The organism is Micromonospora sp. WMMD975 (genome assembly GCF_029581215.1).
Lineage (GTDB): Bacteria > Actinomycetota > Actinomycetes > Mycobacteriales > Micromonosporaceae > Micromonospora.
The window spans coordinates 469,645-486,597 of record NZ_CP120739.1; the positions used below are offsets into that span (position 1 = coordinate 469,645).

The 16,953-nt window shown below is 73.6% G+C and carries 19 protein-coding genes and 1 pseudogene; 14 read left to right on the forward strand and 6 right to left on the reverse strand.

The annotated features are described in order from the left end of the window. Nucleotides 1–32: 32 nt before the first annotated feature. The 12 genes from proS to O7613_RS02235 all read left to right on the forward strand — a co-directional run bounded on the left by proS (nt 33) and on the right by O7613_RS02235 (nt 8,324). Nucleotides 33–1,439, forward strand: a complete 1,407-nt coding sequence (proS, locus tag O7613_RS02180) for a proline--tRNA ligase (RefSeq protein WP_281584458.1) — start codon at nt 33–35, stop codon at nt 1,437–1,439. Nucleotides 1,440–1,514: 75 nt separating this feature from the next. Continuing rightward, nucleotides 1,515–2,162, forward strand: coding sequence for a DUF402 domain-containing protein (locus tag O7613_RS02185; protein ID WP_281584457.1), 648 nt, complete (start codon nt 1,515–1,517; stop codon nt 2,160–2,162). A 242-nt stretch (nt 2,163–2,404) separates the two neighbouring features. Next, nucleotides 2,405–2,896, forward strand: coding sequence for a 30S ribosomal protein S16 (gene rpsP / locus O7613_RS02190; RefSeq protein WP_282291778.1), 492 nt, complete (start codon nt 2,405–2,407; stop codon nt 2,894–2,896). After that, nucleotides 2,871–3,131, forward strand: a complete 261-nt coding sequence (locus tag O7613_RS02195; RefSeq protein ID WP_176308690.1) for an RNA-binding protein — start codon at nt 2,871–2,873, stop codon at nt 3,129–3,131. Before rpsP ends, O7613_RS02195 begins: the two co-directional genes overlap by 26 nt. Next, nucleotides 3,131–3,670 (forward strand): ribosome maturation factor RimM, encoded by a 540-nt coding sequence (gene rimM / locus O7613_RS02200; protein WP_281584455.1) that lies wholly within the window; start codon nt 3,131–3,133, stop codon nt 3,668–3,670. Before O7613_RS02195 ends, rimM begins: the two co-directional genes overlap by 1 nt. A 13-nt stretch (nt 3,671–3,683) precedes the next feature. Beyond that, nucleotides 3,684–4,472: a tRNA (guanosine(37)-N1)-methyltransferase TrmD gene (gene trmD, locus O7613_RS02205; protein ID WP_281584454.1), complete on the forward strand. Its 789-nt coding sequence runs from the start codon at nt 3,684–3,686 to the stop codon at nt 4,470–4,472. A gap of 143 nt (nt 4,473–4,615) precedes the next feature. Beyond that, the gene (rplS, locus tag O7613_RS02210) at nt 4,616–4,975 is read left to right on the forward strand and encodes a 50S ribosomal protein L19 (RefSeq protein WP_091064199.1); all 360 of its coding nucleotides are present in this window, start codon (nt 4,616–4,618) and stop codon (nt 4,973–4,975) included. 171 nt (nt 4,976–5,146) lie between these two features. Then, nucleotides 5,147–6,028 (forward strand): signal peptidase I, encoded by an 882-nt coding sequence (gene lepB, locus O7613_RS02215; RefSeq protein ID WP_281584453.1) that lies wholly within the window; start codon nt 5,147–5,149, stop codon nt 6,026–6,028. Then, nucleotides 6,025–6,657, forward strand: a complete 633-nt coding sequence (gene lepB / locus O7613_RS02220) for a signal peptidase I (RefSeq protein ID WP_282291780.1) — start codon at nt 6,025–6,027, stop codon at nt 6,655–6,657. The genes lepB (O7613_RS02215) and lepB (O7613_RS02220) overlap by 4 nt, the downstream gene beginning before the upstream one ends. A 37-nt stretch (nt 6,658–6,694) precedes the next feature. Next, the gene (locus tag O7613_RS02225; RefSeq protein WP_282291781.1) at nt 6,695–7,162 is read left to right on the forward strand and encodes an NUDIX domain-containing protein; all 468 of its coding nucleotides are present in this window, start codon (nt 6,695–6,697) and stop codon (nt 7,160–7,162) included. Then, entirely contained in the window at nt 7,156–8,004 is an 849-nt protein-coding gene (locus O7613_RS02230) for a ribonuclease HII (RefSeq protein WP_282291783.1), read from the forward strand. The genes O7613_RS02225 and O7613_RS02230 overlap by 7 nt, the downstream gene beginning before the upstream one ends. Further along, entirely contained in the window at nt 8,001–8,324 is a 324-nt protein-coding gene (locus O7613_RS02235; protein WP_007075222.1) for a DUF2469 domain-containing protein, read from the forward strand. Before O7613_RS02230 ends, O7613_RS02235 begins: the two co-directional genes overlap by 4 nt. 7 nt (nt 8,325–8,331) lie before the next feature. Here O7613_RS02235 and O7613_RS02240 read toward each other — a convergent pair whose 3' ends face one another. Together O7613_RS02240 and O7613_RS02245 are read right to left on the reverse strand one after the other, a co-directional pair. Beyond that, nucleotides 8,332–9,438, reverse strand: coding sequence for a sulfite oxidase (locus O7613_RS02240; RefSeq protein WP_282291785.1), 1,107 nt, complete (start codon nt 9,436–9,438; stop codon nt 8,332–8,334). Next, nucleotides 9,435–10,085 (reverse strand): class I SAM-dependent methyltransferase, encoded by a 651-nt coding sequence (locus O7613_RS02245; RefSeq protein WP_281584448.1) that lies wholly within the window; start codon nt 10,083–10,085, stop codon nt 9,435–9,437. The genes O7613_RS02240 and O7613_RS02245 overlap by 4 nt, the downstream gene beginning before the upstream one ends. Nucleotides 10,086–10,288: 203 nt before the next feature. On the opposite strand from O7613_RS02245, the gene O7613_RS02250 reads away from it, so the two are divergent. Continuing rightward, nucleotides 10,289–10,918 (forward strand): M23 family metallopeptidase, encoded by a 630-nt coding sequence (locus O7613_RS02250; protein WP_282294457.1) that lies wholly within the window; start codon nt 10,289–10,291, stop codon nt 10,916–10,918. 18 nt (nt 10,919–10,936) lie between these two features. On the opposite strand, the gene O7613_RS02255 is transcribed toward O7613_RS02250, so the two are convergent. Further along, nucleotides 10,937–12,118, reverse strand: a complete 1,182-nt coding sequence (locus O7613_RS02255; RefSeq protein WP_282291788.1) for an aminotransferase class V-fold PLP-dependent enzyme — start codon at nt 12,116–12,118, stop codon at nt 10,937–10,939. A gap of 44 nt (nt 12,119–12,162) precedes the next feature. Then, nucleotides 12,163–13,179, reverse strand: a complete 1,017-nt coding sequence (locus O7613_RS02260; RefSeq protein WP_281584445.1) for a tyrosine recombinase XerC — start codon at nt 13,177–13,179, stop codon at nt 12,163–12,165. A 563-nt stretch (nt 13,180–13,742) separates the two neighbouring features. Between O7613_RS02260 and O7613_RS02265 the strand changes: the two genes are divergently transcribed. Next, nucleotides 13,743–14,084 (forward strand): hypothetical protein, encoded by a 342-nt coding sequence (locus O7613_RS02265; RefSeq protein WP_282291789.1) that lies wholly within the window; start codon nt 13,743–13,745, stop codon nt 14,082–14,084. A 194-nt stretch (nt 14,085–14,278) separates the two neighbouring features. On the opposite strand, the pseudogene O7613_RS02270 reads toward O7613_RS02265, so the two are convergent. Continuing rightward, nucleotides 14,279–15,436: pseudogene (locus O7613_RS02270) on the reverse strand (DNA-processing protein DprA); the annotation flags it as partial. Then, nucleotides 15,433–16,953 carry a YifB family Mg chelatase-like AAA ATPase gene (locus O7613_RS02275; RefSeq protein WP_281584442.1) on the reverse strand — a complete coding sequence of 507 codons (1,521 nt, stop codon included), beginning with the start codon at nt 16,951–16,953 and terminating at the stop codon, nt 15,433–15,435. The gene O7613_RS02275 and the pseudogene O7613_RS02270, both read right to left, overlap by 4 nt.

Sequence of the window (16,953 nt, forward strand, 5' to 3'; positions counted from 1 at the left end):
GGCGGCGCGCGCGGCGCATAGGATGTGCGGTCATGGCACGCGTGCTCACTCCCCGTGCGGAGGACTTTCCCCGCTGGTACCAGGACCTGATCGCCAAGGCGAAGCTGGCCGACAACGGCCCGGTTCGGGGCACCATGGTCATCCGACCGGCCGGCTACGCCATCTGGGAGCGGATGCAGGCCGAGATGGACGCCCGGATCAAGGCGGCCGGCGCGGAGAACGCGTACTTCCCGCTGTTCATCCCGGAGAGCTACCTCAAGCGGGAGGCCGAGCACGTCGAGGGCTTCTCGCCGGAGCTGGCCGTGGTCACCCACGGTGGTGGCAAGCAGCTCGCCGAGCCGGTGGTGGTCCGCCCCACGAGCGAGACGGTGATCGGCGAGTTCATGGCCAAGTGGGTCGACTCGTACCGGGACCTGCCGCTGCTGCTCAACCAGTGGGCGAACGTGGTCCGCTGGGAGCTGCGCCCGCGGATCTTCCTGCGTACCAGCGAGTTCCTCTGGCAGGAGGGGCACACCGCGCACGCCACCCGGGACGACGCGCGCGCGTACGCGCGGCGGATCCTGCACGAGGCGTACGAGGACCTGATGGTCAACGTGCTCGGCATCCCGGTCGTGGTGGGGCTGAAGACCGCCCGGGAGCGTTTCGCCGGCGCCACCGCCACGTACACGTGCGAGGGCATGATGGGCGACGGCAAGGCGCTCCAGCTGGGCACCAGTCACGAGCTGGGCCAGAACTTCGCCAAGGCGTTCGACATCAGCTACTCCTCGGCCGAGGGTGGCCGGGAGCACGCCTGGACCACCTCGTGGGGCACGTCGACCCGGATGCTGGGCGGGCTGATCATGTGCCACGGCGACGACAACGGGCTGCGGGTGCCGCCGAAGCTGGCGCCGGTCCAGGCGTACGTCATGATCGTGAAGGACGGGGACGGCGTGGGTGAGGCGGCGGCCAAGGTCCGCGACGCGCTGCGCGACGCGGGTGTCCGGGTCGCGCTGGACGACCGGACCGACACCGCGTTCGGCCGCCGCGCCGTCGACGCCGAGCTGCGCGGCTACCCGGTACGCGTCGAGATCGGCCCCCGCGATCTGGCCGCCGGCAACGCGGTGGTGGTCCGGCGTACGGACGGCTCGAAGGCCCCCACGCCGGTGGCCGACGTGGTCGGCGCGGTGCTTGCCGCGCTCGACGCCGACCAGCGGGCGTTGCACGACCAGGCGCTCGACTTCCGCCGGTCCCGCACCGTCGAGGTGTCGACGCTTGCCGAGGCGATCGAGGCGACCGCCACCGGCTGGGCGATGGTGCCCTGGTCGGCGGTCGGTGTGCCCGGTGAGGCCGAGGCGAACGCGCAGGGCGTGACGGTCCGGTGCCTGCTGCGCGCCGACGGCTCGGTGCCGGACACCGAGGACGAGCCCGACCTCGTGGCCATCCTCGCCCGCGCCTACTGAGGTGTAAGGCGGGGGCCCCGGTTAACGCCTGAGGTAGAGGCGGGGCCCCCGCTTAACAAGTGAGGGATGGTGAGCGTGCGCTTCGAACCCGGCCGGCTGGTCCTGCACCGCAACGTGCGGCATGGGCGGATCGGGTGGGTCCGGGCGGCCCGCGTGGTCTCCGACGACGATCGCGGGCTGCTGCTCTGGGTGGCGCGGAACGCGCCGGTGGCGTACGAGGTGACCGCCGCCGGGCTGGGCATGCGGGCGGTGCCGTTCACCGAGTGGATCACCTCGTCGTACGCGCTGAAGCGCGACACGTGGAACGGGCCGTCGGTGCTGAAGTTCCTGCCCACGGGCGCCGCCCACTCGGTGTGGTGGTTCACCGACGAGCGGGGCCGGTTCCAGAACTGGTACGTCAACCTGGAGGAGCCCGGTGTCCGCTGGGACGACGGCGCGGTGGCCGGCGTCGACATCGTGGACCAGGACCTCGACGTGGTGGTGCACCCGGACCTGACCTGGGAGTGGAAGGACGAGGACGAGTTCGCCGAGCGGCTCGGCTTCCCGGAGCACTACTGGGTGACCGACGAGAAGGCGGTACGCGCCGAGGGGGAGCGGGTGATCCGGCTCGCCGAGGCGGGCGCGTTCCCGTTCGACGGGACGTGGCGTGACTTCACGCCACCGGCGGACTGGAACATTCCGGACGACATGCCGCCCGGCTGGGACCGCCCGCCGGTGCGCTGAACACGTGTCCTTCGTCACCGTCCGGCCCGCCCGGGGCGTACGCGCCGGGTCCGGTGTGAGCGTTCCGGCGCGGATCTGGCAGAATGGTCCGCTGGTATCCGGCGCGCGTCCGGCGCCCTCTAACCCGGGCGCGTCGCCAGTTCACCGAGCAGTCTCCGGCCCAAACCCCACTGTGCCGGTCGGCGCTCACCCGCCACACCGCCCGTACGGGCCGGTGAGATCGCAACAGGAGCGAAACAACTGTGGCCGTAAAGATCCGGCTCCTGCGGATGGGCAAGATCCGCAACCCGCAGTACCGCATCGTCGTCGCCGACTCGCGCACCAAGCGTGACGGTCGCGCGATCGAGTTCGTCGGTGTGTACCAGCCGAAGGAGGACCCTTCGGTGATCGAGGTCAGGTCGGAGCGGGTCCAGTACTGGCTGTCCGTCGGCGCTCAGCCGAGCGAGGCCGTGCAGCGCCTGCTGGAGCTGACCGGTGACTGGCAGAAGTTCAAGGGCCTGCCGGCGCCGCCGCCGCTGAAGGTCGCCGCGGAGCGGGCCGACCGCAAGGCGGCGTACGAGGCCGAGGCGAAGGCCGCCGCCGGTGTGGCGGAGACCCCGGCCAAGCCGGCCAAGAAGGCCGCCAAGGCGGAGGCCCCGAAGGCGGAGGCCGAGGCGCCGAAGACCGAGGCGCCGAAGACCGAGGCGCCGAAGGCCGCGGAGCAGACCGGTGCCGAGTCCGGTGAGCAGGCCTGACATGCCGCTGCGTCCCGCCCTGGAGCACCTGGTCAAGGGCATCGTCGACCACCCGGACGACGTCCGGGTGCGGATGGTCGATTCCCGTCGGGGCAAGCGGCTCGAGGTCCGCGTGCACCCGGAGGATCTCGGCACGGTGATCGGGCGGTCCGGCCGGACCGCCAAGGCGCTGCGCCAGGTGATCGGCTCCATCGGTGGGCGTGGGGTACGCGTCGACATCGTCGACTCGTACTGATGCTTCTCGTCGTCGGTCGGATCGGTAAGCCGCACGGCATCCGCGGTGAGGTCACCGTGGAGGTGCGGACCGATGAGCCCGAAGCGCGCTTCGCCCCCGGTTCGGTGCTGGTCACCGAGCCGGGGGCGGTTCCGGCCGAGCCGGGCGCCTGGCGGGTGCCGCCGGAGTTGACCGTGGAGTCGGCGCGCTGGCACCAGGGCCGCCTGCTCGTCGCGTTCGCCGGCGTGGCGGGCCGGGACGTGGCCGAGGCGCTGCGCAACACGCTTGTCGGCGTGGACAGCGCCGACGTCGACGCGCCGGAGGACCCGGAGGAGTTCCACGACCACCAACTGGTCGGGCTCGCGGTGGTCACCCCGGACGGTGAGCGGCTCGGCGAGGTGGACCGCATCGACCACGCACCCGCCTCCGACCTGCTTGTGGTGCGGCGTCCCGAGGGGCGCACCGCGCTCATCCCGTTCGTCAAGGCGATCGTGCCCGAGGTGGATCTCGCCGGCGGTCGCGTCGTCGTCGACCCGCCCGGCGGTCTGCTCGACCTGTAGCTGGAGCCACCGCATGCGCGTCGACATCGTGTCGATCTTCCCGGACTACTTCGCCCCGTTCGACCTGTCGCTCGTCGGCAAGGCCCGCGCCAACGGCACGCTGCGGCTGGCCGTACACGATCTGCGGAGCTGGACCCACGACGTGCACCGCACGGTCGACGACACGCCCTACGGGGGTGGTCCGGGCATGGTCATGCGGCCGGAGCCGTGGGGTGAGGCGCTCGACGCGCTGGCCCCCGACGAGCTGAGCCCGGACGGGCACACGCTGCCCCGGCTGCTCGTGCCGTCGCCGGCCGGTGTCCCGTTCACCCAGGCCATGGCGTACGAGTTGGCGGCGGAGTCGCACCTGCTCTTCGCCTGCGGCCGGTACGAGGGCATCGACCAGCGGGTGCTCGACCACGCGGCGACCCGGATGCGGGTGACCGAGGTCTCGCTCGGGGACTACGTGCTCTTCGGCGGCGAGGTGGCCGTGCTTGTCATCCTGGAGGCGGTCACCCGGCTGCTGCCCGGGGTGCTCGGCAATGCCGGCTCGCTGGACGAGGAGTCGCACGCGCACGGGTTGCTGGAGGCCCCGCTCTACACCAAGCCGGCGACCTGGCGCGGGCTCGACGTGCCCGAGGTGCTCCGCTCCGGCGACCATGCCCGGATCGCCCGCTGGCGGCGCGACGAGGCGCTGCGGCGTACGGCGGCCCGGCGCCCCGACATGGTCGATGCGCTGCCGTCGGAGAGCCTGGACGGGCGGGACCGGGCGGCCCTGGACCGGGGTGGGTTTCCGGTGCCTCCGGAGCGTGTGGCAGAGTAGAGGGGTTGCCGCATCCGTCCACGCCGTGGGCGGCTGCGAGGACCCTCGACCGGGGCCGGTGTCACCGGCCACCACCCGGGGGTCAGAATCACCCGTTCGCGCATCGACTGACGATGCGCCGTGAGCCTCACGAGGACACCGCGATGAACATCCTGGACGCCCTTGACGCCCAGTCGAAGCGCGCCGACCTGCCCGACTTCCGCGCCGGTGACACCGTCAAGGTGCACGCGCGGGTCGTCGAGGGCAGCCGGTCCCGGGTCCAGATCTTCCAGGGCGTCGTGATCCGTCGCCAGGGCGACGGCCTGCGCGAGACCTTCTCGGTCCGCAAGATCAGCTTCGGCGTCGGCGTGGAGCGGACCTACCCGCTGAACAGCCCCGGCATCGACCGCATCGAGATCGTGACCCGTGGTGACGTGCGGCGCGCCAAGCTCTACTACCTGCGCGAGCTGCGTGGCAAGAAGGCCAAGATCAAGGAGCTGCGGGAGAAGCAGCCGGCGAACTGACCCAGCGTTCGCCACGCCGCCCGAGCTGCGCGGATGTCGTATCGACCGGATCGCATTACCCTGGTCGGTACGGGCGCAGCCGGACAGCGCGAAGCGGTCCACTGCCGCCCGTGGGGTCTCCGCGAGGAGACTCCCGGGCGGTAGTGTCGTTTCCGCGGACCGGAGAGTGGCATGGTGCAGATGCTTGACGAGGACGGCACCGTCGATCCCTGGCGCCGGCGGCCCCGGCGCTCCCGCCGGCAGATGCCGCTCTGGCAGGAGTTGCCGCTGCTGCTGATCGTGGCGTTCTGCCTGGCGGTGCTGATCCGCACGTTCCTGCTCCAGGCGTTCTTCATTCCCTCCGGGTCGATGGAGAACACGCTGCTCATCGGCGACCGCGTGTTGGTCAACAAGGTCGTCTACGACATGCGTGACCCGATCCGGGGCGAGGTCGTGGTGTTCCGGGGCACCGACCGCTGGGTCGCTCAGGAGGCGCCGGCCCCGCCGACGAACCTCACCGGCAGGATCGGGCGCACCCTCGGTGATCTGATCGGCGTCAGCCGCCCCGGCGAGAAGGACTTCATCAAGCGCGTCATCGGAGTGCCCGGCGACAAGGTCTGGTGCTGCGACGACGGTCGGGTCGTGGTCAACGGCGTGCCGCTGGAGGAGCAGGCGTACGTCTCCGAGGACTCCCCGGTCGACCTTCCGCCCAACCCGAAGGAGTGCCGCTCCCGGCAGTTCACCGAGGTGGTGGTGCCGCCGGGGCAGATCTTCGTGATGGGCGACCATCGGCTGGTGTCGCAGGACGCCCGGTGTCAGGGTCCGGTGCCGATCGACAACGTCATCGGCCGGGCCTTCATGATCGTGTGGCCGTCGCAGCGGTGGACCAGTCTTCCCGTACCGGAGACCTTCGCGGGCCTGCCCCGCCCGGAGGCCGCGGCGGACCGTCCGGCCCCGGCCGACCCCGACCCGGTGGGCGGAGTCGTGCTGATCATTCCGGTCACGGCCACGCTCACCGTTCTCGCGGGTTCGGGGCGACTGCGCCGTACCCGGGGACGTAGGCTCCTCCCGTGATTGACGAGCAGACCGAAAAGCCGCGCAGCTCCTTCTGGAAGGAGCTGCCCATCCTCCTCGGTGTGGCGATCCTGGTCGCAGTGCTGGTTCGCGCCTTCGTGCTGCAGACCTTCTTCATCCCGTCGCCGTCCATGGAGAACACCCTCAAGATCGACGATCGGGTGCTGGTCAACAAGTTGGTCTACGACTTCCGTTCGCCGCACCGCGGCGAGGTGATCGTCTTCAAGGCGCCCACCGAGTGGAGCGGCAACCCCGACGGCGAGGACTTCATCAAGCGGGTGATCGGTGTCGGCGGCGACCACGTGGTCTGCTGCGACCGCGCCGGTGGGCAGGAACGGCTGATCATCAACGGCAAGCCGATCGACGAACCGTTCGTCTACCCCGGAAACAAGGTGGCCGACCAGGACTTCGACATCACGGTGCCGGAGGGTCGGCTGTGGGTGATGGGCGACCACCGGGAGGCGTCCGGCGACTCGCTGGAGCACTGGCAGCAGTCCGGCGAGGACATCACCGAGGCGACCATCCCGGAGGGTGAGGTCGTCGGGCGGGCCTTCACCATCTTCTGGCCGTTCGACCGTGCCACCTGGCTGACCGTGCCGGAGCAGTTCGACGGGATCCCCAATCCCTGAGTCGGCAGCGGTCCCCGGCGTCTGGCAGGCTGGTGCGGTGACCGTCCACACCCCACGTCGCGCCGCCCGGGTGCTGCTCGTCGACGCGTCCGAGCGGGTGCTGCTGTTCGACGGCAGCGATCCGGGCCGACCGGGGCACCGCTACTGGTTCACCCCCGGCGGCGGGCTCCACCCGGGAGAGTCCCCGGCCGAAGGCGCGGCGCGTGAGCTGGCCGAGGAGACCGGCCTGCGACTGGCCCCGGCCGAACTGGGCGCGCCGGTCTGGTCCGAGACGATCGATTTCCCGTTCGACGGCGTGTGGTACCGCCAGGAGCAGGAGTTCTACCTCGTCCGGGTGCCCGGGTGGGAGGTCGACACCGCAGGCTTCGACGAGATCGAGCGGGCCAGCGTGCACGGGCACCGCTGGTGGGCGGTGGCCGAATTGGCCGCCACCGCCGAGCGTTACTACCCGACCGACCTGCCCGACCGGCTCGGTCGCGTGCTGGCCGGGAGTGACGGATGCTGACCCCGCCGCGCACGGTGGTGCGCCGCGACGGCGGGCTCTACGCGCTGGAGCGGGCCCTGCAACGACGGGGCTTTCGGCACGTGGCGGGCGCCGACGAGGCCGGCCGGGGAGCGTGCGCGGGGCCGTTGGTGGCCGCCGCCGCGGTGCTGCCCGAGGGGCGACGCGGTGAGATCGACGAACTGGCCGACTCGAAGCTGCTCACCCCGGCGGCCCGGGAACGGGTCTATCACGAGGTGGTGGCGCGGGCCCTGGCGTACGCCGTGGTGATCATTCCGGCCGAGGAGGTCGACGCCCGCGGGCTGCACGTGTGCAACCTCGCCGCCATGCGCCGGGCGCTCGCCTCGCTTGCCACCCGCCCGGACTACGTGTTGACCGACGGTTTCGGCGTCGACGGGCTCGACGTGCCGGGGCTGGCGGTCTGGAAGGGCGACCGGGTGGCCGCCTGCGTCGCGGCGGCGAGCGTGCTCGCCAAGGTCACCCGGGACCGGATCATGGTGGACCTGGACGGGCGGTTCCCCGGCTACGGCTTCGCCGAGCACAAGGGCTACATCACCGTCGAGCACAGCGCCGCGCTGCGCGAGCTGGGGCCGTGCCGGGAACACCGCTTCTCGTACGTGAACGTGGCGGCCGTCTCCGGGCGGGATGGGCGGCCTCCCCGCGCCCGTCGACCGGCCTCACCGGAGCCCGGCGCGGCGGCGGCCGGGGCGTCCCCCGAGCGTCCGGACGAGCCGATGGAGCACTCCGGCCCGTCAGGGGGTACCGTCGGCGTGGCGTTGGGCGAGCAGCCGCGACCTCCGGTGTCGGTGGGGGAAGATGTGGTCATGGAAGGCGGAGTGCGATGAGCGCGGAAGATCTCGAGAAGTACGAGACCGAGATGGAGCTGCAGCTCTACCGGGAGTACCGCGACATTGTCCGCCAGTTCTCCTACGTGGTGGAGACCGAGCGCCGTTTCTACCTGGCCAACCAGGTGGACCTGCACGTCCGCAACTCCGATGGCGAGGTCTACTTCGAGGTCGAGATGCATGACGCCTGGGTGTGGGACATGTACCGTCCTGCCCGGTTCGTCAAGAACGTCCGAGTAATGACGTTCAAAGACGTCAATGTGGAAGAACTCGAAAAGCCCGACATCTCGCTTCCCGCAGATTCCGGCTTCGGCGGCTGAGCGTGGCTCAGTCCGCCGGCACCACCACCGTGACGCGCTGCACCAGGTTGTTCGCGAACCCGCCCCGGTTCCACGGCTGCTCCACCGGCTGCGTCCGCCCCGAGGCGTCCGTCGCCCGGGCCCCCAACACATGGCGCCCCGGCGTCGCCGCCCAGTCCACCGACCACCGGCGCCACGCCCACCCACCACCGGTGGGCTCGTCCAGGCACGCCGCCACCCACGTGTCGCCGCCGTCGAACGTCACCTCCACCGACGTCACCGGCCCGTGCCCCGACCAGGCCCGACCGTCCACCGTGCACCGGCCCGCCCGCACCACCCGGGTGCGGGACATGAAGTCGGGAAAGCCGGGCGGACGCACAAGCGCGCGCGGCTCGATCCGGGTCACCGGCACGCCCGGGTCGTCGGCGTCGGCCCGCAGCCGGTAGGCCACCGCGTTCTGGTAACCCTCGAACGGCGCGGTCGTCACCCGGATGTCGCGCAGCCACTTGACATGCGCCATGCCGTACCAGCCCGGCACGATCAGCCGCAGTGGGGCGCCGTGCTGCGGCAGCAGCGGAGCGCCGTTCATCTCGTACGCCAGCAGCACCTCCGCGCGCAGCGCGTCGGCCACCGGCAACGCCCGCTGGTAGTCCTGCTCGACGCCGCGCTCCACCCCGTGGTCGGTGCCGGTGAAGACCACGTCCACCGCGTCCGCGGACAGGCCGGCGTCCCGCAGCAGCGGGGCCAGCGGGGTGCCCGTCCACTCGGCGTTACCCACCGCCTCCACCAGCCAGGGCTGGCTGACCGGGCGCGGGTGCAGCAACGCCCGGCCGTTGCCGGCGCACTCAAGCGTGACCTGGTGGGTGACCCGGGGACGCGCCCGCAGCGCCGCCAGATCCAGCCGGACCGGGCGCTCCACCGCTCCGGACACGGTGAGCGTGTACGCGCCGTCGTCGACGTCCGGGATGTCGTAGTGGATGAGCAGGTAGTGCAGACCCGCCGGGGTCACGTCGTAGCGCAACGCCTCCAGCGGGATGCCGTGGTTGCGCGCGGCGAGCTGAAGCTCCTCGGCGCTGATCGCCTCGTCCGGCCCGGCGACCCGGCCGGGCCGGCTGACATCGTCCACGGTGGTCATCGCCGCTCCAACTCGTCGTAGCCCACGAACTCGAACATCCGCGCGCCCGGCGCCAGCGGTCGGGGCGTGCCGGTGAACCGGTGCGCGCCGACGCCCACGCCGTCGGCCGGGCTGCTCACCGCCACCGGGACGAAGCCCTCCTCGGCGAACCAGGCGCAGATGGCGGGCACCAGGTCCGGCGCCCGCCGGTGCCGGGTCCACAGCACCGTGCCACCGGTGGCGCAGAGCGACGCGCAGTGCCGCACCGTCGAGCGGATGTCGTCGTCGTCGATGTTGCCGAACACGCCGCAGACCAGCACCAGATCCGCCGGCGCCAGGTCGGCGTACCCGTCGGTCACCGCCGCGTCGCCGGTCACCACCTCCACGCCGGTCAGCCCCGCCTCCGCGACCGCCCGGCGGGCCAGCTCGGTGTTGCGCGGATCCAGCTCGACCAGCCGGGCGGTCACGTCGCCGCCGCGCGGATGGGCGGCGAGCACCGGGATCAGGTCGCGGCCCTGCCCGGCGCAGAGGCTGACCGCGCGCAGCGGGCCGGGCGGCGCCGCGTCAAGCGCCTCGACGATCCGCTGCCGCACCTCGTCGAGCCGCCGGGACAACGCGGAGTCGGGCTGGTCGTAGTCGCGGTGCCAGGCGAGCCAGTCCTTCGTCACGCGGCCAGCATAGGCGGACCGGCCGTAGCAGATCCGCCCCGATTTCGGGGGCCGTCCACAACCGGCCGTCGTCCACAGCGGGGCTCCCGCGCGGGCCCGTCACGTCGGGCATGCCCGGCAGAGTGCGCGCCATGAGGTTTCCGACCTGTCCGGCCCTGCTGCTGGTCCTGCTCCTCGTGCCGGGCCTGCCCGCCGAACCCGCCATGCCACCGGCTGGTCCTTCGCCGTACGTAGCTCCGGTGGCGTCCTCGGCGTCGTCGCTGTCCGTGGCTGTGGGACGGGCCGCCACCGGGTCGTCGGGGTCCGCAGGTCCCGTGCCGTCGGCAAAGCTGCCGCCGTCGGCAGGGCCGGCGGCGTCCGCGAGCCCGGCACCGGATGCGGCGGCGCCGCCCACCGTCGCCGGTACGGCGGCGCGCTTCCGGTGGCCGCTACCCGGCCCGCCCCGGCTGGCCCGGCGGTTCGACCCGCCACCGGAGCCCTGGCTGCCCGGGCACCGGGGCGTGGACCTGGCGGCCGAGCCGGGCGCCGCGGTCCACGCCGCGGGCGCCGGGACGGTCCTCTTCGCCGGCCCGGTGGCCGGACGGCCGGTGGTCACCGTCGGGCACGGCGACGGGCTGCGGACCACCTACGAACCGGTCCGACCCCGGCTCGCTGCCGGTGACCGGGTCGACGCCGGCACCCCGATCGGCGAGCTGCTCACCAGGCACCCCGGCTGCCCCGCCGTGGCGTGCCTGCACTGGGGGCTGCGGCGCGGCGACGACTACCTGGACCCGCTCAGCCTGCTCGGGCTGGGTCGGATCCGCCTGCTCCCACTCGGCCCGGCCGGTCCCTGAACCGGCACCCCGGGCCGCTCAGCGTCGGGCGAGCAACGCGGGCAGGCGCACCGCCAGCCGGTCGTACTCCTCGGCGGTGTTGTAGACCTGGCCGCACAGCCGCAGATAGCCGCGCCCGTTCCAACCGGCGACCGACACCTCCGCGCCGAGTCGGGCCGCGATCTCGGCCCGCAACGCCCGGGCGGCGTCCAGCGTCGTCGCGATGCCCGGCGGCAACGGCACGAGCCGCATGGCGACCGCCGGTCCGCCGGGCGCGAGCAGCCGCTCCGGCGCCACCCCCAGTGCGTCCCCGACGACCCGCTGCCCGTACGCGGCAAGCGCCGCGTTGTGCGCCCGGACCCGGTCCACACCGAGGCTACGCAGCGTGAACAGGCCGACCGGGGCGGCCAGCCAACCGGTGTAGTCGAGGGTGGCCTGCCACTCCACCCGGGTGGGAAACCCGCTGCCCTGCTCCCACGAGACGACGAGCGGCTGGATCCGTTCCCGCCACGGCTCCGCCACCACGAGCGCGGCGGTGCCGCGCGGCGCGTACGCCCACTTGTGCAGATTGCCGACCCAGAAGTCGGCGCCGACCGACGCCACCGTGGCCGGCAACATGCCGGGCGCGTGCGCCGCGTCCACAAGCACCGGCACGCCCCGCTCCCGCGCCACCGCGGCGAGCGCAGCCGCCGGAAACAGCCGGGCGGTCGGCGAGGTGAGCTGGTCGACGATCAGCAGCCGGGTCCGGCCGGGGCGCAACCCTGCCCGGACGATCTCGATCACCTCCTCGTCGGTGGCGGTCAGCGGCACCGGCAGGGTCCGGGACACCGCCCCGGTCCGCTCGCACTCCCGCGCCACCGACAGGGCGACCGCACCGTACCCGTGGTCGGTGGTCAGCACCTCGTCACCGGGCCGCAGCGCGAGCGACTGCAACACCACGGCCGCGCCGGCGGTGACGTTGCCGACCAGGGCGGTACCGTCCGGGTCGGCGCCGAGGAAGGTGGCCAGATGCCGCCGGGCGTGGGTGATCCGGTCGACCAGGCCCTCGCTGAAGAACCGCAGCGGATTGGTCTCCATCTCGTCGCGCAGGCGCTGCTGGGCGCGCTGCACGGCGATCGGCACGGCGCCGAACGAGCCGTGGTTGAGATGGCTGACGGACGGATCGAGGGAGAAGAGCAGCCGAGCCCCGGGGATCGGCTCGGGCGGCTGCGGCACCGTCATCCGTCGATCCTAGCCCGCCGTGGATCATCGCCTCGCCGCTTCGGTCAGGCCCGCGGATGCGCCTGCCGGTAGGCCGCCCGCAGCCGCTCGACCGAGACGTGCGTGTAGATCTGGGTGCTCGCAAGCGACGAGTGCCCGAGCAGCTCCTGCACGGCGCGCAGGTCCGCGCCGCCTTCGAGCAGGTGGGTGGCGGCCGAGTGGCGCAGCCCGTGCGGGGTCACCCGCGGCACCCCGGCCGCGTCGGCCCAGCCGGCCACGATCCGCCGCGCGGTGGTCGGGTTGAGCCGTCCACCCCGGGTGCCGAGCAGCAACGCGCCGCCCGAGCCCGGCGTCACCAGAGCGGGCCGGCCCGCGCCCAGCCACACGTCCAGCGCCCGCTGCGCCGGCACCCCGTACGGCACCGCCCGCTCCCGCCCGCCCTTGCCCAGCACGCGTACCACCCGGCGACCCTGGTCGACGTCCGCGACATTCAGGCCGCACGCCTCGCTGATCCGGACCCCGGTGCCGTAGAGCAGTTCGAGCAGCAGCCGATCCCGTAACAGGACCGCGGCTACGTCAGTCGTCGTGTCGGCGTCCGTTGTCGTGTCGGCGCGCGCCGTGGTGGCGAGGTCGGGCGTCCGGGCGGCGGCGCCGAGCGCCGGGGCGTCCATCAGCGCGGCGGCCTGGTCGGCGCGTAGGACGGTGGGCAGTTCCCGGCGGGCCCGAGGGCTGGCCAGCGGCGCGGCGACGTCGGCCGGAAGGAGCCCGGCCCGGTGCGCCCAGGCACTGAAGGTGCGGGCGGCGGCGGCGCGCCGGGCCAGGGTCGTCCGGGCGGTCCCCATGGTCCGCTGCTTGGCCAGCCAGCTACGCAGCACCGCGAGATCCAACCCGGCCAGCTCCGTGCAGCCCATCCGCACCGCGTGGTCCAGCAGGGAGACGAGGTCCGTGACGTACGCCCGGACGGTGTGCGCCGAGCGGTTGCGCACCCGGGACAGGTGGTCGGCGAAGTCGTCCACCGCCTCGCGCATCGGCGTCGGCAACTCCTGGTGCGCGACCTGCGTGCCACGCCGCCGCTCACCCATCTGGGGTCTCCGCCCGTACCCGGCGCGTGTGGTCGCGCCGACGGAGTCGGGTGCTGTGGTCGAACACCGGTCCAGACTACGGGCGGAGCCCGCCCCGCCCCGGGACGACCGGCCCACGCTCGTCAAACAGCGCGATGGCCCCACCCACGGCACCGGGCGGCCAGATGGTGTCGCACGCGAGTCGCGGTGTCGCCGGCAAAATCCGGCGGCTCGATCGCGGTGCCCCGCGACCGCCCCTGCCCGCCGCCGGCCGCCGTCACTGCCCACCGCCGTCGCTGGCCACCGCCGTCGCTGGCCACCGCCGTCGCTGGCCGCCGCCGTCGGTCGCCAGCGTCAGCCGACCGCCGTCGAATTTAGCCGTCTGGGTGCGTTTGTTGCTGCCTGGGCGACAACAAGTGCACCCCAATCCGGAAGACAACCACCCACGCCGAACGAGGGGTGGCCCGAGGGCTCTGGACAGGGGAAACTCGTGTGGCGAAGCGGTCGGTGCCGGTCAGATCGGGCTGGCTTGGCAGGGCAGGGCGTCGCCGCGACGGTGACGCCGGTGCGAGGAGGGACCGGGCGTGGGAGTGGATGCCGTCCTCTACCGGCGGGTGCGGGCCGGGGCGGACCGACGCCGACCGTCGTACGTGTCGATCGAGGTCGTGGCGGACCGGCAGGACGTGCTGCTCGACCTGCTCACGCGGGTCCGGGGCGGCGGGCGTACGCCGCTGCTGGACCGCGTCGAGCCGCTCGGTGAGCTGACCGTGGACGCCGGGCAGGTGCCGCACCTGCTCACCGAGCTGCGCTGCCTGCTGGAGGCGGCCCGGGCGCCGCGCGAGGTCGACCAGATCCGCCGGCTGGCCCGGCTCGCGCACCGGTGCCTGGAGGGCCGCGACGTCGAGCTGCGGTTCGAAGGCGACTGACCCCACCGGTGCGCTCACCGGTCGGCCCCGGCGTCACGCCGGTTGTCGATCGGCGGTGCCGAGGCGTCGGTCGGCGGGGTCGTGTCGTGCCGCGCGTCGGTGGACGGGGGCGTGCCGCGCGTGGCGTCGGTCGGCGGGGCCGTGTCGTGCCGCGCGTCGGACGGCCGGCGAGCGCGGCGTACGTCGTCGGTCGGCGCCAGCACGTAGCCGTCGTCGCGGCGTACCACCAGGGCCAACTCCTCCAGCATGGACAGCTTGCGCATCGCGGTGCGCAGGTCCACCCCGGCCCGCGCCGCGATGTGCTCCAGGTCGATCGTCCGACGGCGGGGCATCGCCTCCAGCACCTGGGCGGCGTCGTCGTCGAGCTGGTCCCGGGGCCGTTGCGGGGCCCGCGCGAGCGGTGCCAGGTCGTACCCGATCCGGCCCACCTCCTCCAGGACGTGCGCCACGTTGGCGACCAGCCGGGTTTCGGGTTTCTCGCGGAGCACCTGGTGCCCGCCCACCGACAGGGCGGAGGTGACCGGCCCCGGCACCACCATCGCCGGACGCTTGAGACCGAGCGCCCGGTTGAGGGTCTGGGTGGCGCCGCTGCGGGCGGCAGCCTCGACAAGCACCGTGCCCAGGGTCGCCGCGGCGATGACCCGGTTGCGGATGAGGAACCGTGGACGTAGCGGCTCCGCGCCCGGCATCCATTCGCTCACCAGCAGGCCGGTCTCGGCGATCCGGTCGAACAGCGCGGCGTTGCCCATCGGGTACGGGCGGTCCAGCCCGCAGGCGAGCACGGCGACGGTACGCCCGCCGGCGGTCAACGCCCCGCGGTGCGCCGCCGAGTCGATGCCGAACGCCCCGCCGGACACCACCGTCCACTCCCGATCGGCGAGCCCGTAACCCAGCTCGGTGGCGACGTGCGAGCCGTAGGGGGTGGCCGCCCGGGCGCCGACCACGGCCACCGAACGCTCCAGCGTCTCGCCGAGCGGCCAGCCGCCGCGTACCCAGAGACAGAGCGGCGGGTCGGTCTCCACATCGACCCGACGGGTGGCCTCGGGCAGCCGCAGCTTGCGGAGGTCGGCGACCCGCGTCGGCCACTCGTCGTCCTCCGGGGTGACCAACCGCGCCCCGATCCGTTCGGCGCGCGCCAGCGCCTCCGCCGCGACCGCGTGGGCGTCGCCGGCCGCCGTCCGGACCGCCACGGCCGCCCGGAGCAGCCGGTCCGGCGCGTCACCGGACAGCAGCAGGTCGAGCGCGGCCACCGGGCCGTGCCGCTTGACCAGTTCGTGCACCGCGCGGGTGCCCGGCTCGGCGAGCCAGGTCAACGCGATCCGGGCCAGCCTGCGGTCGTCGTCCTCGTTCACGTGCCCTCTCCCGTCCTCAATTGGATGGCCTCGGCGATGTCGTGCTCGTCCGGTCGATCCCGCCCGTCGAGGTCGGCGATGGTCCACGAGACCCGGAGGACCCGGTCGTATCCGCGCGCCGACAACGAGCCGGTGTCCAGGCGGCGGCGCAGCTCCCGGGTGACCCGCGCCGGCAGGTGCCACGGCGGGCGGCGCAGGTGGGGGCCGGGGACGTCGGCGTTCACCCGGTGCCCGGTGGGCGTCCAGCGGTCGGCCGCGGCGCGGCGGGCCTCGACCACCCGGGCGGCCACGGCGGCCGACGACTCGTGCGGCGCGTCCGTCCGCAGCAGCTCCGCCGCGCGTACGGGTGGCAGTCGGACCTGCACGTCGACCCGGTCGAGCAGCGGACCGGACAGCCGCCCCAGGTAGCGTCGCCTGGCCAGCGGGGTGCACTCGCAGTCGGTGTCCCCGGACGGCTTCGCGCAGGGACAGGGGTTGGCCGCCAGCACCAGTTGCGTACGGGCCGGGTATTCCGTCGCGCCCCGGGTGCGGGCGACGCGGACCACTCCGCTCTCCAACGGCTGGCGCAACGCCTCCAGCGCGCCCTTGCGGTATTCGGGGGCTTCGTCGAGGAAGAGCACGCCCCGGTGGGCCAGCGACACCGCGCCGGGCCGGGCCAGCCCGGAGCCGCCGCCGACAAGCGCCGGCACGGTGGCGGTGTGGTGCGGCGCCTGGAACGGAGGGCGGCGCAGCAGCCCACCCCCGGGTGGCAGCAGCCCGGCGATCGAGTGCAACGCGGTCACTTCCAGGGCCGCCTCGTCGTCCAGCTCCGGCAGGATCGACGGCAACCGCTCGGCGAGCATCGTCTTGCCGGCGCCGGGCGGGCCGAGCAGGGCGAGGTGGTGACCGCCGGCGGCGGCGATCTCGATGGCTCGTCGCCCGAGCGGCTGCCCGGCGACGTCGAGGAGGTCGGGACCGGGCGGGACGGCGACCGGGGCCGGCTCGGGCGGGGTCAGCAGGGGGGTGCCGTCGCGGACGTGGGCGACGAGCCGGTGCAGGGTGTCGACCGCGTGCACCCGTACGCCGGGGATGACGGCGGCCTCGGCGGCGTTGCCGGCGGGCACCACGACGCGCGGGTATCCGGCCCGGGCGGCGGCGGCGACCATCGGCAGGGTGCCGCGGACCGGACGGACCGCGCCGTCGAGGCCGAGTTCGCCGAGGATGACCGTGGCGTCGAGGGCGACCGGCGGCAACTCGCCGGAGCCGGCGAGGACTGCCACGGCGAGGGCCAGGTCGAACGCGGAACCGTACTTGGGCAGGGTGGCGGGGAGCAGGTTGAGGGTGATCCGGCGGTTGGGCCATTTCTGGCCGGAGTTGACGATGGCGGCGCGGACCCGGTCGCGGGCCTCGTGCAGCGCGGTGTCGGGCAGGCCGGAGATGAGCACGGCGGGCAGGCCCGGGGCGAGGTCGGCCTCGACCTCGACCACGTGTCCGGCCACGCCGGCCAGGCCGACGCTGAGCACCTTGGCGTAGCCCAT

Excerpts from the sequence above, each read along its gene's own strand:
- proS (WP_281584458.1), top strand. The coding sequence starts at position 33 with ATGGCACGCGTGCTCACTCCCCGTGCGGAGGACTTTCCCCGCTGGTAC.
- rimM (WP_281584455.1), top strand. The coding sequence starts at position 3,131 with ATGCTTCTCGTCGTCGGTCGGATCGGTAAGCCGCACGGCATCCGCGGT.
- trmD (WP_281584454.1), top strand. The coding sequence starts at position 3,684 with ATGCGCGTCGACATCGTGTCGATCTTCCCGGACTACTTCGCCCCGTTC.
- rplS (WP_091064199.1), top strand. The coding sequence starts at position 4,616 with ATGAACATCCTGGACGCCCTTGACGCCCAGTCGAAGCGCGCCGACCTG.
- lepB (WP_281584453.1), top strand. The coding sequence starts at position 5,147 with ATGGTGCAGATGCTTGACGAGGACGGCACCGTCGATCCCTGGCGCCGG.
- O7613_RS02230 (WP_282291783.1), top strand. The coding sequence starts at position 7,156 with ATGCTGACCCCGCCGCGCACGGTGGTGCGCCGCGACGGCGGGCTCTAC.
- O7613_RS02235 (WP_007075222.1), top strand. The coding sequence starts at position 8,001 with ATGAGCGCGGAAGATCTCGAGAAGTACGAGACCGAGATGGAGCTGCAG.
- O7613_RS02240 (WP_282291785.1), bottom strand. The coding sequence starts at position 9,438 with ATGACCACCGTGGACGATGTCAGCCGGCCCGGCCGGGTCGCCGGGCCG.
- O7613_RS02250 (WP_282294457.1), top strand. The coding sequence starts at position 10,289 with ATGCCACCGGCTGGTCCTTCGCCGTACGTAGCTCCGGTGGCGTCCTCG.
- O7613_RS02255 (WP_282291788.1), bottom strand. The coding sequence starts at position 12,118 with ATGACGGTGCCGCAGCCGCCCGAGCCGATCCCCGGGGCTCGGCTGCTC.
- O7613_RS02260 (WP_281584445.1), bottom strand. The coding sequence starts at position 13,179 with ATGGGTGAGCGGCGGCGTGGCACGCAGGTCGCGCACCAGGAGTTGCCG.
- O7613_RS02275 (WP_281584442.1), bottom strand. The coding sequence starts at position 16,953 with ATGGGCTACGCCAAGGTGCTCAGCGTCGGCCTGGCCGGCGTGGCCGGA.